Genomic DNA, 16,039 nt, shown 5'->3' on the forward strand with positions numbered 1-16,039 from the left:
GCCACACCTGTTCCCATGTCGAACACAGCAGTTAAGCTCTCCAGCGCCGATGGTAGTTGGACTGACGTCCCGCAAGAGTAGGACGCTGCCAGGCTAATATTTTTATAATTAATTGATTAATCCACAGTAGCTCAGTGGTAGAGCTATCGGCTGTTAACCGATCGGTCGTAGGTTCGAGTCCTACCTGTGGAGCCATTTTTTTGTGTCTGGCCCGTTGGTCAAGCGGTTAAGACACCGCCCTTTCACGGCGGTAACACGGGTTCGAGTCCCGTACGGGTCACCATTTTTTTAATTATATAGTTCAATATGGAGAATTAGCTCAGCTGGGAGAGCATCTGCCTTACAAGCAGAGGGTCGGCGGTTCGAGCCCGTCATTCTCCATTTTTTGTCTGGAAGGGTAGCGAAGTGGCTAAACGCGGCGGACTGTAAATCCGCTCCTTCGGGTTCGGCAGTTCGAATCTGCCCCCTTCCACCATAGATTTTGGGCTGTAGCCAAGCGGTAAGGCAACGGGTTTTGGTCTCGTGACGCGAAGGTTCGAATCCTTCCAGCCCAGTTTAATATATTTAGAGCCATTAGCTCAGTTGGTAGAGCATCTGACTTTTAATCAGAGGGTCGCAGGTTCGAATCCTGCATGGCTCATCACGAAACACCTGCTATTTTAGCAGGTGTTTTTTTATGCATAAAATATCTGGAAATTAATATTTATAAAGGGTTGTATAAAAGCGCTTTCTTTAGTATATTGTAACTAGACAAAGGAATAGTTTGGTGGGGGGATGTCAGTGGTTAAAATAGACATCATAGGCGCGCCTACAGCATTTGGACAACCAAAGTTAGGGGTATCTTTGGGACCGGATGCGGTGCGTCTTTGTGGTTTGAAAGAACATTTATCACAGCTTGGCCACGACGTGGCTGACAAGGGGAATGTATACGGAAAGTACCGTGCAGAGTACGGTAATCACAGTGAAAGAAACGAAGAAGGACTTATGAACTTCAATCAGGTTAAAGACTTCAGTGAAGCACTTGCCGCCTCTGTTGAAGGTTCATTGGACAATAACCGTTTTCCATTTATCGTTGGCGGCGATCATAGCCTGTCAATCGGTTCAGTAAGCGGTGTAACTAAGAAATATAACAATCTCGGTGTATTGTGGATAGATGCTCACGGTGATATTAACAACAGTGATACATCACCTACAGGAAACATACACGGTATGCCGCTCGGTGTGCTCCTCGGGGAAGGAAGCAGATCGCTTGTTGATATTCATCATGAAGGAGCAAAACTTAAACATGAGAATATTGTACTGATTGGTGTACGGGATTTAGATACAGGTGAAAAAGCTTATATTAAAGAACATGGAATTAAATGCTATACGATGAGCGATGTCCGGAGACTTGGTCTCGATGTTGTTATTACAAAAGCACTGAAGCACTTACAGGATTGCGACGGTATTCATTTATCACTGGATGTGGACAGCCTCGATCCTCTCGAAATTAAAGGGACGGGAACGAAAGTTGACGGCGGCATTTTCCTGTCGGAAATGCTGCTCGGTTTAAACATACTGAGTAAGACGGAACTGCTTGTATCAGCAGATCTGGTTGAAGTGAATCCACTCATTGATAACTGTAATGAAACTGCAGAAAAAGCAGTGGTAATTTCAGAGTACATATTCGGACAGAGCCAGATATAAAAAGAGAAGCTTCAGGCTTCTCTCATAGTCTTCAACACGTAAACAGCATACTCATCAGCAGTAGCTGTTTCTTTTTTTACCTTTTTTCCGTTCTCGAGCCCGGTTAATTGGGAATCGAGAATCTCGAGTTCTTTATCGTCCGGAGAAATAGTATAGGCGGCATATGGTTCAGCACCGGTCTGTTTATTGAAATTAAAAATATTGATGGAAGGCACGATTGCTTCTGCTGCAGGACGGTAAAATTTCTGAATAATACTGCTTTTTTCAACGGTGTGCGACAGAGTAATAATGTTATGGGCCAGCAGTTGATTTAAATGGTAATGTATTTTAGCTCTCGGCAGTTCGAGTTCGTCGGCAAGCATCTGACCGGTTTTCGGTTCGTCCGCCATCATGCCGAGCAACTGCAGTCTAAATGGGTCGCTGATTGACTTAAGCTGATCCAACTCATTAATGATGAGCAATTTTTCCATTAATATCCTCCACATACTTTTTCTTTAATTATCATGTAAAGTGTAAATACAGTCAATTAAACTGTTTTAATAAATGAGAATATTTGTTACACAATTGTGAATTTGGTATTATTAAAATGTTAAGTACTTAGGGGGATGAGTATGATAGGTCAAAGAATTAAAGAAATACGCAATAATAACAATTTAACCCAGGAAGAACTTGCTGACGGGATCATCTCCCGAACTTATTTAAGTTTAATTGAAAAAGGTACGGTGCAGCCGTCCACTAACGTATTAGTTAAACTGAGTAAACGGCTGAACTGCACGGTAAATGATTTCATGGCGGAAGTTTCACATTTTAAATATAACAATTTTGAAATTCTGCGTGAAATCGGACACTACGAACTTAAAGTGGATAATGAAGATTACGAGATTGTGAAACATTTTATCGACAAAGAGTATGAACAGATTGAAGATGTACCGCTGCCGGACAGCGGGAGAATACATTTAATCTATGCTCGTTATTTTAAATTTAAAGGGGATTTAAAACGAACGAAACTGCATACTGATAAAGCACTGCAAAAGCTGTCTACTATTGCTGTCAATCAGCACTATGTGAACGCTGTGCTGTTAAAATCGGAGCTGCTTGCTGAAGATGGCGAAACGGACGCGGCGATAGACATACTTGAAGAGACGGTTTATCTGACGACCAAGTTTGGTGAACTGAATATTTCTGATATTAAGTTACGGTTTGCACTTGTAAAATGTTATATTATATTTAAACAGTATTATACTGCATACAGACTGACAACAGATATTAAACAGATTTCATCCAGACTGAATATTACTTATAAAGAAGAAAAACTTAAGAAGTATGAAATGCTGACCCTCGTTAAACTTGGCAAGTATAAAGATGCACTGGAGCTCGCAGGAGACAGCAGTGAAACAGATGCCGGTATTATGCGTGCATACAGTCTGTGGCAGCTGGACAAAGTTAAAGAGGCTGATCAGTTATTAAAAGCGATACCAGCGCCCGATAAGGAAATTTCCAGTATACCGCAAATAAGTGGTCTGTATAAAGAACTTACCGGGAGATTAGGTGGCTTATAACATAATAGAAAGGAAAATCATTATGGAAACAGCCAACTTTTTTGATAATATCTCTACATCTTTTGTAATAACCAGCATTATCGACATCCTGATTATATGGTACGTTTTTTATCTGATATTGACGGTCATTAAAGGGACGAAAGCTGTACAGTTAATCAAAGGGATATTTTTCATAATTATTGGACGGGCATTAAGTAATTTTTTAGATTTAACAACGACAACACAATTGTTCGATATGGTGCTCCAATGGGGTTTCCTCGCCGTCATCGTTATATTCCAGCCGGAATTAAGACGTGCGCTTGAACAGCTCGGACGCGGCAGCCTCTTCAGGAGCAGCACTGCGAGCGATGCTTCGGAGCATGAGAAGATGCGGCAGGATATGGTCACCGCTGTCCGCTATATGGCGAAGCGCCGTATCGGCGCGTTGATTGTGCTCGAGAAAGAAACCGGCCTGAAGGACTATATTGAGACGGGTGTACCATTAAACGCCGAAATTACGTCGCAGCTGTTAATTAATATATTCATTCCGAATACACCGCTGCATGACGGTGCAATGATTATTCAGGGCGATAAAATTGCGACAGCCGGAAGCTATTTGCCGCTGTCGGAAAGCAATAAAATTGCCAAAGACCTCGGTACACGGCACAGAGCCGCTGTCGGTATTTCAGAAGTGACCGATGCATTTACGATAATTGTCTCGGAAGAAACAGGTAATGTGTCAGTTACATACGACAGCAAACTGTCCAAGGAAATCACTCTGGAAAAACTGACAGAGCTTCTCCAGAAACACTGGATGGTAACTGCCGGCGGCAAGGAAGGAGGCGGTTTGTTTGCTCGAAAATAAATGGGGCCTCAGCATAGTTGCACTGCTTCTTGCGCTGTTTATGTTTGTTAACGCAAACAATGTCTTTGAAGATATGAACCTGTTCAGCGACGACAGTGAAACAGAAAATGATACTGAATTTATCGAAGGAGTGCCAGTAGAGGTACTTTATGATGAAGAGTCGTATTATGTCTCAGGTGTACCGCCGGAAGTTACTGTTGAACTCGGAGGTGCAAACTCGAACATCAAACGACTGCAGGCAACACGTAATTTTGAAGTGATTTTAGATCTTAGAAACCGTGAACCCGGTGAACATGAAGTGTTTTTCACAGTTAACGGAATGCCTGACAATGTGTCGGGAACTGTACAGCCGGAAACAGCCAATGTAACGATACAGAATCTTGTAGCGCAGACGTTTGAAGTCCAGGCTGAAGTCAGCGAGGGACGCGTCGGCTCAAGCTACGAGCTTGATTCAGTCAACGTTGAACCGTCGACAGTAACTGTCAGAGGCGGAGAAAGTACGATGAACCGTATACAGTACGTCCGGGCAATGATGTCCGACACTTCCAGTATTATGGATGAACGTGTGGAAGAAGCTGAAGTCAGTGCATTTGATGCGCAGTATAATAAACTGGATGTAACGATTGAACCATCGACAGTGAGAATTGAAATCCAGGTTGAAGAACTGAGTAAGGAAGTTCCGGTTAACCTCGTAACAACCGGCCAGGTTGCAGATGACAGAACATTGTCGGAAGTGGAATTAAATCATGATACAATTGAAATATATGGTAACAGCCAGACATTGGAGTCTATTTCTTCTGTAACAGCGGAAGTGGATATCGATGGCATGTCAACATCGGGCACGAAAGATGTCCGGCTGGAATTACCTGAAAATGTAACGAAAAGTGAACCTGCTGTATTGGAAGCAGATGTTACGATAGAAAAAGACGAATAATTGCTGCTTAAAAAGGAGATTACTATGGGAAAGTATTTTGGTACAGATGGAGTTAGAGGTATTGCAAACGAAGGATTAACACCTGAAATGGCGTTTAAATTAGGACGTTTCGGCGGATACACACTGCTTAATAAAGGCTCGGAGCATCCGCGCGTTTTAGTTGGAAGAGATACACGTATTTCCGGAGAAATGCTTGAATCTGCACTTATTGCAGGGCTATTATCAATCGGTGCTGAAGTAATGCGTTTAGGTGTGATTTCTACACCTGGTGTTGCTTACCTGACTAAAGAGATGGAAGCAGATGCCGGAATAATGATCTCTGCGTCGCATAACCCGGTTGAAGATAACGGTATTAAATTCTTCGGTCCGGACGGCTTTAAACTTACAGATGATCAAGAAGCGGAAATCGAAGCACTGATAGACAGCGAAGAAGATAATCTTCCAAGACCGACAGGCGTTGAAGTCGGTACAATTTCGGATTATTTTGAAGGCGGACAGAAGTACTTAAGCTACTTAAAATCAACAATTGATACTGACTTTGAAGGACTTAAAATCGGCCTTGACGGTGCACATGGTTCAACGTATCACTTAGGACCTTATCTGTTTGGTGATCTGGAAGCAGATACGGCTACAGTCGGATGCAGCCCGGACGGCACGAACATTAATGCAGGTGTTGGTTCAACACACCCTGAAAAACTTCAGGAACTCGTTAAAGAAGAGAAATGCGACTTCGGCCTGGCATTTGACGGAGACGGGGACAGAATCATTGCAGTGGATGAAAAAGGTGAGATTGTCGACGGAGACAAAATCATGTTTATCCTTGCGCATGCATTAAAAGAAAAAGGCGAACTGAAAGACGATACAGTTGTATCTACAGTAATGAGTAACCTCGGTTTCTATAAAGCGGTGGAAGCACACGGCATGAAATCAGATAAGACTAAAGTGGGTGACAGATACGTTGTTGCTGAAATGCGTAAAGGCGGGTATTCATTAGGCGGCGAACAGTCAGGACATATCGTTATGATGGACTACAACACAACTGGTGACGGTCTGTTAACAGGTATTCATTTAGCGGCTATCGTTAAAGAATCAGGCAAGAAAATGAGTGAACTTGCAGCGATGGTTGAGACGTTCCCTCAGGAGCTTGTAAACGTGCGTGTAAGCGATAAGCACAACGTTACGAACAACGAAGCGGTCAAAGCAATTATGAACGATGTAGAAGAGCGTATGGCCGGTAACGGACGTATTCTCGTACGTGCATCGGGTACAGAACCGCTTGTACGTGTAATGGTGGAAGCTGAAACTGAAGAACTCGCAGCGAGCTACAGTGCGGAAATTGCAGAAGTAGTAGAAGCTGAAATGGGTCTCGACAAATAGAATTAAAAAAGTGCTGTTCCTGAAATCATGGAGCAGCACTTTTTTGGTATTGTAAATAGCTTTTATTGACTGAAAATTCCGCACAATATACTATTAATCTATCGAAACATGATCGTCTCGGAGAACAGATAGAGCAAATACTCGGTGTGCCGGAAGTAGACTGCTCGATTGATGCAGTTGGATTTGAAGCATCCGGACACGGGGAAGATGCGGGAGAAAAACCGGCGCAGGTACTGAATGCGATTATGGATATTACTCAGGCCGGCGGCGGATTGGGTATACCCGGCTTATACGTAACGGAAGACCCGGGTGCATCTGATAAAGATGCACAGACAGGATCGCTGAAGGTAAGATTTGGACAAGGCTGGGCTAAGGCACATACATTTAATACCGGACAGACACCGGCCATGAAATATAATAGAGATTTAATGAAATCAATTCTCTCAGGACAGGCACAAATCGCAAAAGCAGTAAATGCAACAGTCATCAGCCTGGATGAAGCACCGGGGGGATATAAAGACTTTGACAGCGGTGTTGCCAAGAAATTTGTTATAGACCCGCACGGTATGCTGAAATAAAACTCATAATATCAGAAAAGCGAAGCCGGAATGCGGCTTCGCTTTTTATGTGTGATTCTAATAGACGGGTTTCGCCAAAAGCTCTCCCATATTGAAATCGTTAATAAAATTAAATATGTATACACCTAAAACCTGAAATCCAAAATATAAAGAAACGAGACACAGCAGGCTGAAAATAATGTTCTCAGCAAAACTCCCCGTTCGTGTAGTGATTGGAAATCTCACTTTAAAACTGATCGGGAAAAATAACTGAATGCCGCTTTTAGTCGCCATATCTAATATGTAATGACTGACCATGCCTGTAATCAGACCGAGTTTTAACGCGTCATTAGGAAAGAAGTAGTCGACAAGAAAAGCAATCAGTACGATAAACAGCAGGCTGTGTGTAAAAGAACGGTGACCGAAAACGAAATTAATTAATTTCGAAAGCACCGGAAACGTCTTACCAATCTTGCTGCCGCCGTGGCAAATATCGGGAATTAACGAACCCGCAATACCGGCGCCGATTAATAAAACCGGATCAGCGTATGTAAAATGAGCGACTGCCAGACTGGATGCGACACCACCGATGATATGTGTTTTACCTTTCATGATGTGACCTCCTCTGACCTGTATATTATAACACTTTTTAGACATAAATATAACTTTTAATGAACAAATATTGATCAATGTTAAGTAGAGGATTTGAGACTGATTTCGATAAAAGTTTTGCAGAAATGTTATTATGAATATACTAATGAGAATGTGTGAGGAGAATTATTATGGACGGGACAAAAAGAGCGGATATTAAAATCGGCAGCACGGTGAAAGTTGTGCAGAAACAGCATCAGAGAAGTGGCGAACTCACAGAAGGCGTTGTCGCAAGAATACTGACAAACTCAGCAAATCATCATCACGGTATTAAAGTGAAGCTGGACGACGCTACAGTCGGCAGAGTAAAAGAAATAATTGAATAGGATATTATGTGGGCAGGAACGATAGAGATATCGTTCCTGTTTTTTTGTTTTGTGAAGAATTTATCGTGTTGCCGGGCGGAGATGGGGAAAATACTGTCTCTCGGGATGCTTTGTCTGACACTGTGGAAATGGCATTGTCATTCAAATCACTTTGACTGACACTGTGGAAATGACATTGTCACTCAAATCACTTTAACTGACACTGTAGAAACGACATTGTCACTCAAATATATATCAGGCAAAACTTTTTCCATTAAAAGGTAAAAAAATCTTGTAATGCAGAAAAAAATAAATTACACTTTTATTCTGAAGAAAAAGGAGGGCAGTTTGTAAATTTAATCGGAATAGCGCCTGAGCAGTACAGCGGTACTGCTGACGAGGAGGACAGCGATCGAAAATTCGGCGGATGCTGTCCCGGATACTGAAGTATTCGTAAGTGTATCTGTTAAAATTTCCGGGCAACCGGACTGACAAAGCAGATGCCCCACAAAACTTAAACCTGAAGAAGGAGTTTATCTTATGTGTGGAATTGTTGGTTATATTGGATCATCAGATACGAAGGAAATATTATTAAAGGGGCTTGAAAAGCTGGAATACCGCGGCTATGATTCAGCGGGTATCGCGGTAAAGAGCGACTCACAGACGAAAGTATTTAAAGAAAAAGGCAGAATTGCCGACCTGCGTAAGCGGGTGGATGAAAATTTCAAAGGGACAATCGGCATCGGCCATACACGCTGGGCAACGCACGGGGAACCGAGTGTTACGAATTCGCATCCGCATCAGAGCGCAGATGAAAGATTTACGCTTGTACACAACGGTGTTATCGAGAACTACAAGCAGTTAAGAGAAGAGTATTTAAATGATAAAGAGCTTGTGTCGGATACGGACACTGAGATTATTGTACAGCTGGTTGCAAAGTTCGCAGCAGAAGGGTCATCAACGCTTGAGGCATTTCAAAAGACATTATCATTGCTCCACGGTTCCTATGCAATCGGTCTGCTGGATAATGAAGATAGTCATACGATTTACGCAGCGAAAAATAAATCACCGCTGCTGCTTGGAAAAGGGGACGGATTCAACGTCATCACATCCGATGCGATGGCGATGTTGAACTTAACGAATGAGTTCGTTGAATTAATGGACGGTGAAGTGATTCAGATGATGGAGAACAAGCTGATTATCAGAGATATCGAAGGTATGGAAATTGAACGTGAGTCTTATACTGCGGAAATAGATGCGAGCGATACGGAGCTTGGCACTCATCCGCATTACATGATTAAGGAAATCAATGAGCAGCCGCAGGTAATGCGTAAAATTATAAAAGAATATCAGGACGACTACGGTGAGCTTAAAATTGATAAAAACATCATCAGCCAGCTGAATGATGCGGACAGATTGTATATTATCGCAGCAGGTACGAGCTATCATGCGGGACTGATAGGTAAAGAGTATTTTGAGAAATGGGCGGGAGTGCCGACAGAAGTACATGTGGCATCGGAATTTGTGTATAACACGCCTTTATTATCGAAGAAGCCGTTATTCATCTTTATCTCACAGTCAGGAGAAACAGCGGACAGCCGTGCGGTCCTTGTTGATATTAAGAAAAAAGGCTATAAGTCATTAACGATTACCAACGTTCCGGGATCAACATTATCCCGGGAAGCGGATGAAACACTCATCCTTCACGCAGGACCGGAAATTGCTGTAGCATCGACGAAAGCCTATGTTGCACAGATTGCAGTACTGGCAATCACAGCTGCAGTGACGGCCAGAGAATTAAACAAAGTATCGGATATGGACTTAATGTCCGAATTGGCTAAAGTTACGACAGCTATTACAGCTGTTATCGAAGACGCTGACAAAATTGAAAACATCGTTAAAAACTATCTTGAAACTGCGAGGAACGCATTCTTTATCGGCAGAGCAATGGATTACTACGTTGGTCTTGAAGGAGCGTTGAAGCTGAAAGAAATTTCTTATATACAGGCAGAAGGATTCGCAGGCGGTGAACTGAAGCATGGAACGATTGCTTTAATTGAAGACGGCACGCCGGTATTTGCACTGTCGACTCAGGCGAAAGTCGATTTAAATATCCGGAGCAATGCGCAGGAAGTTCAAGCCAGAGGTGCGAATGTTTGTGTTGTGGCAATGGAAGGACTTGAGCAGGAAGGCGACGCGTATGTCATTCCAAAAGTTGATGAAATGCTGACGCCGTTAGTATCAGTTGTTGTATATCAGCTGATTTCTTACTATGCAGCACTGCACAGAGGCAACGATGTAGATAAACCGCGTAACCTGGCGAAGTCAGTTACGGTGGAATAATAAAAAAGAGACCGCAGCTGCGGTCTCTTTTTTATCTAATACGCTATCCCAACCCGCGACTTAATATACTCATCACTTTCAAGCTGCTTATACACAAACACTGCAGTGTCTCCAACTGTAATCTTCTTGCCGCCTTCTGGCAGGAAGTCACGTTCTTCACGGCATTTGCCGACTGCTTCACCGTCCGGCAAGTAAGTCGGACAGACGACTGTCCAGTCGAGCTCAGATTCTTCGAGCATCAGATATGTTTTATGGTGCTCCTCAGCTGCGCGTGTCAGTTTGCGTTTTGACTCGCTGGACTGATAGCGCAGCACGTCAGATTCAACTCTGCTTTGCAGTATTCCAGCAGTACCGATTGTGACAATGCGCTTAATACCTTCAGCGTTCATCGCATCGATAATCAGCGGCATGCTCTGTGTCAGTGCAGCACCGCCGTCTGTATTTAATGCGCTGATGACGACATCTGCATTTTTCACGGCACGTTCAATATCTACTTTAACGGTAACGTTACCTTTTATAATAGACAGATTTTCATCGTTAACAGTTATTTTTTCAGGTGTCCGCACAAGTGCTGTCACCTGGTGTTTATCTTCCAGTGCAAGTTTGGCAATTTCACTGCCGGTTCTGCCTGTCATACCTAATAGTAAAATATTCATTTATATAACCCTCTCTTACTTTCCATCCAAAACTAATTATGCAAACTGACCGTCCTGATTTGTTTCTCATACGGGAACATCTACAGGTGCAGCTTGTATAATCAGTGTATCCATTAAATCATTATCAGGCAACGGTGTGAGCAGTGTACTGCACCAACAGCCGGGACATCCTTATATTCAGACATCACTTTTCCTTATCTTCATGTATTCACACTATAACTTTTGCACAAAAGAAACCGCTTTATAGTAGATCCGACTGGCAATATACCCAAATTAACACTATAATAAACATTGTATGGAGAAATATCAGATAATAACATCTTATTTCTGAAAGCGCTGTATAAATTCAGTGTTTTCCCATATTCGCTCTGCTGCTGAATTGATTATTTATTTAGTTCGATATGGTAGTATAGAGTGTGGAAATAAAATAATAATACTTAATTATTATATTATAAATGTGAAGAACAGGGAGGAAATTGTAATGGATTTTCGTTATTTACCAGCTACAGAAGCTGATAAAACACAGATGTTAGAAAAGATCGGTGCAAAATCCACAGACGAGCTTTTTCAAGATATTCCTGAAAAAGTAAGACTGGACAGAAAATTAAATCTGAAAGAACCAACTAGCGAGTACGAGCTTAAAAAAGAAATGGTTGCAATGGCTGCTAAAAATGCCAACTTGCAGGAGTACAGTTCATTTTTAGGTGCCGGGGTATACGATCACTTTATCCCTTCAGTAGTTGACCACGTTATTTCAAGACAAGAATTTTACACTTCTTACACGCCTTACCAGCCGGAAATGACACAAGGTGAACTGCAAGCTATGTTTGAGTTCCAGACGATGGTTTCTGAAATTACTGGTATGCCTATCGTAAACTCTTCATTATATGACGGCGGAACTGCTGTTGTAGAAGCAATGTACTTAAGTAACGTTCAAACTAAGAAGACAAAAATCTTAGTATCTGAAGCATTGCACCCTGAGTACCGTCAATTAGTTAAAACTGCATCTAAAGGTAAAGGCCTTGAGATTGTTGAAATCGGTTTAACTGACGGGAAGACTGACTTAGAGCAGCTTGAAAAAGAAATTGATGAAAATACTGCTTCAGTAATCGTTCAGTACCCTAACTTCCTGGGTCAGATCGAACCACTTGAAGAAATTAATAAATTAATTAAAGCACAGCCTAAAACAATGATGATCGTTTCAAGTAACCCGTTATCATTAGGTTATTTAACACCGCCTTCAGAATTTGGTGCAGACATCGTTGTTGGTGATACACAGGTATTCGGTATCCCTGCACAGCTTGGCGGACCGCACTGTGGTTACTTCGCAACAACTGACAAATTAATGCGTAAAGTACCTGGACGTTTCGTGGGTGAAACTGTTGACCAGGATGGCCAGCGCGGATTCGTGCTTGCACTTCAGACGAGAGAGCAGCACATCAGACGTGAAAAAGCGACATCAAACATCACTTCAAACCAGGCATTAAACGCAGTAGCAAGTTCAGCTGCAATGAGTGCACTTGGTAAGAACGGTGTTAAAGATATGTCTAAACTGAACATGCAAAAAGCAAGATATACACAGAAACAGCTTGAAAAAGCTGGTTTAGAAGCGGCATTCAAAGGATCATTCTTCAACGAATTCGCAGTTAAACTTTCTAAACCTGTTAAAGAAGTTAACGAAAAACTATTTGAAAAAGGAATTGTCGGCGGATTTGACCTTGGTATCATTTACCCTGAGTTCGAAAACCACATGCTGATTGCAACGACAGAAATCCGTTCGAAAGAAGAAATCGATGCATTTGTTAAAGAATTGGGGGATATCAACAATGGCTAATGAAAACTTTCCATTAATTTTTGAACGCAGTAAAGAAGGCAGAGTGGGTTACAACCTTCCTGCACTTGATGTTCCGGAAGTTAATTTAGAAGAAGAAATTGGTGAGACATACGTTCGTAAGGTAGATGCAAACCTTCCGGAAGTTGATGAACTGGAATTAATGCGTCACTACACTGGATTATCGAACCGCAACTTCGGTATCCACACAGGATTCTATCCACTTGGCTCATGTACGATGAAATACAACCCTGTAATTAACGAAGACGTTGTAAGATTACCGGGCTTCAGCCACATTCATCCGTACCAGGATACTAGAACAATCCAGGGTGCACTAGAGTTAATGTACGATCTTCAGGTTCATCTTGAAGAAATTACAGGAATGGACGAAATCACTTTACAGCCTGCAGCAGGTTCGCAGGGTGAGTGGACTGCACTTATGATTTTCAAAGCCTTCCACGAAGCTAACGGGGAATCACACCGTAATGAAGTTATCGTTCCTGACTCGGCACACGGTACTAACCCGGCATCTGCAGCAATCGCAGGATTCAAAATCGTTGAGGTTAAATCGAATGATAAAGGTTTAGTTGACGTTGAAGACCTTAAGAAAGTTGTTAACGAAAACACTGCAGCATTAATGCTGACAAACCCTAACACATTAGGTTTATTTGAAACTCAAATCCTTGAAATGTCAGAGATCATCCATGAAGCGGGCGGTAAAATGTACTATGACGGTGCAAACCTTAACGCTATTATGGGTTACGCACGTCCCGGCGACATGGGCTTTGACGCAGTTCACCTTAACTTGCACAAAACATTCACCGGCCCTCACGGCGGCGGCGGACCTGGTTCAGGCCCGATTGGTGTAACTGATGAGCTTGCTCCATACCTTCCAAAACCTGTTGTAGTAGAAAAAGACGGCGTATACGACCTGGATTACGACCGCCCGAACTCAATCGGTATGGTTAAGAACTTCTACGGTAACTTTGGAATTAACGTCCGTTCATACACGTACATCCGTACGCTTGGTGCTGAAGGACTTAAGAAAGCAAGTGAGCTTGCAGTACTTAACGCTAACTACATTATGAGAAGCTTACAGGAGAAATACGAACTTCCGTTCACGCAGCACTGTAAACACGAATTCGTTATCTCTGGTAACAAACAGAAAGCACTTGGGGTCAGAACGTCAGATATCGCTAAGCGTCTGATGGACTTTGACATCCACCCGCCAACTGTTTACTTCCCGTTAATCGTAGAAGAAGCACTTATGATTGAACCGACTGAGACAGAGTCTAAAGAAACGCTTGATCACTTCATCAACACAATGCTTCAAATCGCAGATGAAGCGGAAAATAATCCGGATATCATCCACGAAGCTCCACACAAAACACCGGTTAAACGTTTAGACGAAACAAGAGCTTCACGTAAACCTGTGTTCCGCTGGAACAAAGAAGAGAAGTAATTTTAGTTAATATATGATGCAGCAGATACTTTAAGTATCTGCTGTATTTTTTTATGTTTGAAACTGATAGATACACTGATACGCAAGGGACGTGAGGGTTTTATCGGAAATAGATTGTCATTAAATAGTCATAAACTTTGAAAAGAATTTTCTTTTGAGCCGCTTTTTAAATGCCTCTGCCGCTAATCTGCGTTAGAATGACGGACAAGTAAGTAATCAAAGGAGAGTCACAAAAATGAAGAAATGGTTATCAAGTGTAACAATAATAGGATCATTACTGCTTCTCGGTGCATGTAATGGCGATGAAGAAGCAGCTACCGAAGAAACAGACAAAACAGAAGAGCAGGCTCAGCCTGAAGCAGGCGCTGCAGCAGAAGGTGAAGAAGCTGCAGGAAAAGAAGGCGAAACAGCAGAACAGCCAAAAGCACCCGAGCCTGATTTAGAAGGTGTACCTGATGTAGTTGCGGAAGTAAATGATACTAAAATCGAGAAACCGGCATTCGAAGAAGCATATAACATGCAATTCCAGCAGATGGCGATGATGTCACAGATGTCAGGTGAAGAACTGAACCAGGACGATCTTAAAAAACAGGTGGCGGACGGACTTGTATCACAGGAACTGTTAAATCAGGAAGCGGACAACCGTAAGCTTGAAGTGACTGAAGAAGATACAAATGCTGTACTTGATGATTTAGTAGAGCAGAACCAGATGGAATCACAGGACGATCTGTTCGCAGCATTTGAAGAACAGGATATGCCTAAAGACGAAGTCATGTCTCAGGTTGAAATGCAGGTTAAAATCGATAAACTGATCGCGGAAGAAGCGGGAGATATTGATCCTTCCAAAGAAGAACTGCAGGAAGTATACGATGCTCAGATAGAACAGATGAAGCAGATGGAAACTGAAGAAGAACCGCCTTCATTTGAAGAAATAGAGCCTCAGCTTAAAGAACAGGTAGTAGCACAAAAAGAAGGCGAAGCAGCACAGGCATTAGTTGCAGACCTTAAGGAAAGTTCAGATGTGAAAGTACATCTTTAAAACGTTAAAAGAGGCTGATGGAATTTAAATTCCATCAGCCTTTTTTTATTATACCCACCATTTGATTAAAGCACCGACCGCAAAACCGAAAATCGCGTGGCTGAACGTCCAGTAAAACCATGATGAAAAACTGTTTGAAGCGGGCGGTTTATCAGTAAGCATGCTCAGGAAATATAATCCGGCACTCCCTGCAGTGTAAACGAGAATATACGGCCATATATTCAGCTCCCAGCCGAACGGAATGAGCATATAAAATAGTGCAGCGGCACTGACGATACAGGTCATGTAATGAAAGATAATTCCCGTAATCCATTTATCGCTCCATCTTTTAAAAACAGGCATATAATCCATGTTATACAGAAGAATTTCAGCTTTATTTCCTGTGACGAGACGGATGGTTTTTCCTGTTGCCGCAAGAATTGCTCCGGAGATGAAACCTGTTATTATTAATTTTATTAAAGTGATCATCGAAACACTCCATATGGTTATTTACCTTTTATATACCCGGTTAATGGAATTTTTCATCATGAATAGCCGGTTTATCTGACGAGCATGTAGTAAATAACGTAGAACCAGCTGAATATTCCGTGGATGATTGCCCAGAGAATTGACTGATTGACGCTCCATGAAATAGTGATAGCAAGTACGGTACCGAATCCGACACCGGTTTTAACAACAGAAGTTGATTTGCTCATATGTGTGCTCCTTTTTAAATGATTAGTCGTTAATTTGATTCGAATATATAACATTGCCTTTGAATAAGCAATGGATTGCCGGTCTGCTCGCCATGAACGT

General features: G+C 42.2%; 15 protein-coding genes, 6 tRNA genes, 1 rRNA gene and 1 pseudogene. 18 read left to right on the top strand and 5 right to left on the bottom strand.

The features are described 5' to 3' along the window. The 8 genes from rrf to rocF form a co-directional block, all read left to right on the top strand. A 5S ribosomal RNA gene (rrf, locus tag HNR41_RS00005) occupies positions 1-94 on the top strand; the annotation flags it as partial. Positions 95-120: 26 nt separating this feature from the next. Beyond that, positions 121-195: transfer RNA gene (locus tag HNR41_RS00010), tRNA-Asn, on the top strand. 13 nt (positions 196-208) lie between these two features. Further along, positions 209-283: transfer RNA gene (locus HNR41_RS00015), tRNA-Glu, on the top strand. A gap of 25 nt (positions 284-308) precedes the next feature. Further along, a tRNA-Val gene (locus HNR41_RS00020) sits at positions 309-381 on the top strand. A 10-nt stretch (positions 382-391) separates the two neighbouring features. Next, positions 392-475: transfer RNA gene (locus tag HNR41_RS00025), tRNA-Tyr, on the top strand. A 7-nt stretch (positions 476-482) separates the two neighbouring features. Next, positions 483-554: transfer RNA gene (locus tag HNR41_RS00030), tRNA-Gln, on the top strand. A 13-nt stretch (positions 555-567) separates the two neighbouring features. Then, positions 568-640, top strand: a tRNA-Lys gene (locus HNR41_RS00035). 134 nt (positions 641-774) lie between these two features. Further along, positions 775-1,686, top strand: coding sequence for an arginase (gene rocF, locus HNR41_RS00040; protein ID WP_184280541.1), 912 nt, complete (start codon positions 775-777; stop codon positions 1,684-1,686). A gap of 11 nt (positions 1,687-1,697) precedes the next feature. On the opposite strand, the gene HNR41_RS00045 is transcribed toward rocF, so the two are convergent. Then, complete coding sequence (locus HNR41_RS00045; RefSeq protein ID WP_184280543.1) at positions 1,698-2,156, bottom strand: ArsR/SmtB family transcription factor; 459 nt, start codon at positions 2,154-2,156, stop codon at positions 1,698-1,700. A gap of 141 nt (positions 2,157-2,297) precedes the next feature. Here HNR41_RS00045 and HNR41_RS00050 point away from each other — a divergent pair, with 141 nt between their 5' ends. From HNR41_RS00050 to HNR41_RS00070, 5 genes and pseudogenes are all read left to right on the top strand, one after another. Continuing rightward, positions 2,298-3,245 (top strand): helix-turn-helix domain-containing protein, encoded by a 948-nt coding sequence (locus HNR41_RS00050; protein WP_184280545.1) that lies wholly within the window; start codon positions 2,298-2,300, stop codon positions 3,243-3,245. A gap of 22 nt (positions 3,246-3,267) precedes the next feature. Beyond that, positions 3,268-4,089, top strand: coding sequence for a diadenylate cyclase CdaA (cdaA, locus tag HNR41_RS00055; protein WP_184280547.1), 822 nt, complete (start codon positions 3,268-3,270; stop codon positions 4,087-4,089). Then, the gene (locus tag HNR41_RS00060; protein WP_184280549.1) at positions 4,076-5,023 is read left to right on the top strand and encodes a CdaR family protein; all 948 of its coding nucleotides are present in this window, start codon (positions 4,076-4,078) and stop codon (positions 5,021-5,023) included. Before cdaA ends, HNR41_RS00060 begins: the two co-directional genes overlap by 14 nt. 24 nt (positions 5,024-5,047) lie before the next feature. Then, positions 5,048-6,400 carry a phosphoglucosamine mutase gene (gene glmM / locus HNR41_RS00065; protein ID WP_184280551.1) on the top strand — a complete coding sequence of 451 codons (1,353 nt, stop codon included), beginning with the start codon at positions 5,048-5,050 and terminating at the stop codon, positions 6,398-6,400. An 89-nt stretch (positions 6,401-6,489) separates the two neighbouring features. Continuing rightward, a pseudogene (locus HNR41_RS00070) lies at positions 6,490-6,978 on the top strand (MDR/zinc-dependent alcohol dehydrogenase-like family protein); the annotation flags it as partial. A 57-nt stretch (positions 6,979-7,035) separates the two neighbouring features. Here the strand turns inward: HNR41_RS00070 and HNR41_RS00075 are convergent. Continuing rightward, entirely contained in the window at positions 7,036-7,569 is a 534-nt protein-coding gene (locus HNR41_RS00075; RefSeq protein ID WP_184280553.1) for a metal-dependent hydrolase, read from the bottom strand. A 170-nt stretch (positions 7,570-7,739) separates the two neighbouring features. On the opposite strand from HNR41_RS00075, the gene HNR41_RS00080 reads away from it, so the two are divergent. After that, the gene (locus tag HNR41_RS00080) at positions 7,740-7,934 is read left to right on the top strand and encodes a YwbE family protein (protein WP_184280555.1); all 195 of its coding nucleotides are present in this window, start codon (positions 7,740-7,742) and stop codon (positions 7,932-7,934) included. Positions 7,935-8,453: 519 nt separating this feature from the next. Further along, complete coding sequence (gene glmS, locus HNR41_RS00085) at positions 8,454-10,256, top strand: glutamine--fructose-6-phosphate transaminase (isomerizing) (RefSeq protein ID WP_184280557.1); 1,803 nt, start codon at positions 8,454-8,456, stop codon at positions 10,254-10,256. A 35-nt stretch (positions 10,257-10,291) separates the two neighbouring features. Here glmS and HNR41_RS00090 read toward each other — a convergent pair whose 3' ends face one another. Then, positions 10,292-10,912 carry an NAD(P)-dependent oxidoreductase gene (locus tag HNR41_RS00090; protein ID WP_184280559.1) on the bottom strand — a complete coding sequence of 207 codons (621 nt, stop codon included), beginning with the start codon at positions 10,910-10,912 and terminating at the stop codon, positions 10,292-10,294. Positions 10,913-11,393: 481 nt separating this feature from the next. Here HNR41_RS00090 and gcvPA point away from each other — a divergent pair, with 481 nt between their 5' ends. The 3 genes from gcvPA to HNR41_RS00105 all read left to right on the top strand — a co-directional run bounded on the left by gcvPA (position 11,394) and on the right by HNR41_RS00105 (position 15,244). Continuing rightward, entirely contained in the window at positions 11,394-12,746 is a 1,353-nt protein-coding gene (gene gcvPA / locus HNR41_RS00095; protein ID WP_184280561.1) for an aminomethyl-transferring glycine dehydrogenase subunit GcvPA, read from the top strand. Next, positions 12,739-14,205 (top strand): aminomethyl-transferring glycine dehydrogenase subunit GcvPB, encoded by a 1,467-nt coding sequence (gene gcvPB / locus HNR41_RS00100; protein ID WP_184280563.1) that lies wholly within the window; start codon positions 12,739-12,741, stop codon positions 14,203-14,205. Before gcvPA ends, gcvPB begins: the two co-directional genes overlap by 8 nt. A 235-nt stretch (positions 14,206-14,440) precedes the next feature. Further along, positions 14,441-15,244 (top strand): SurA N-terminal domain-containing protein, encoded by an 804-nt coding sequence (locus HNR41_RS00105; protein WP_184280564.1) that lies wholly within the window; start codon positions 14,441-14,443, stop codon positions 15,242-15,244. A 48-nt stretch (positions 15,245-15,292) separates the two neighbouring features. Here HNR41_RS00105 and HNR41_RS00110 read toward each other — a convergent pair whose 3' ends face one another. Together HNR41_RS00110 and HNR41_RS00115 are read right to left on the bottom strand one after the other, a co-directional pair. Further along, on the bottom strand, positions 15,293-15,712 hold the full coding sequence (locus HNR41_RS00110; RefSeq protein WP_184280566.1) for a hypothetical protein: 420 nt from the start codon (positions 15,710-15,712) through the stop codon (positions 15,293-15,295). A 71-nt stretch (positions 15,713-15,783) separates the two neighbouring features. Then, positions 15,784-15,939 carry a hypothetical protein gene (locus HNR41_RS00115; RefSeq protein WP_184280568.1) on the bottom strand — a complete coding sequence of 52 codons (156 nt, stop codon included), beginning with the start codon at positions 15,937-15,939 and terminating at the stop codon, positions 15,784-15,786. Between the last annotated feature and the right edge of the window lie 100 nt (positions 15,940-16,039).

The organism is Jeotgalicoccus coquinae, from assembly GCF_014207425.1.
GTDB lineage: Bacteria > Bacillota > Bacilli > Staphylococcales > Salinicoccaceae > Jeotgalicoccus > Jeotgalicoccus coquinae.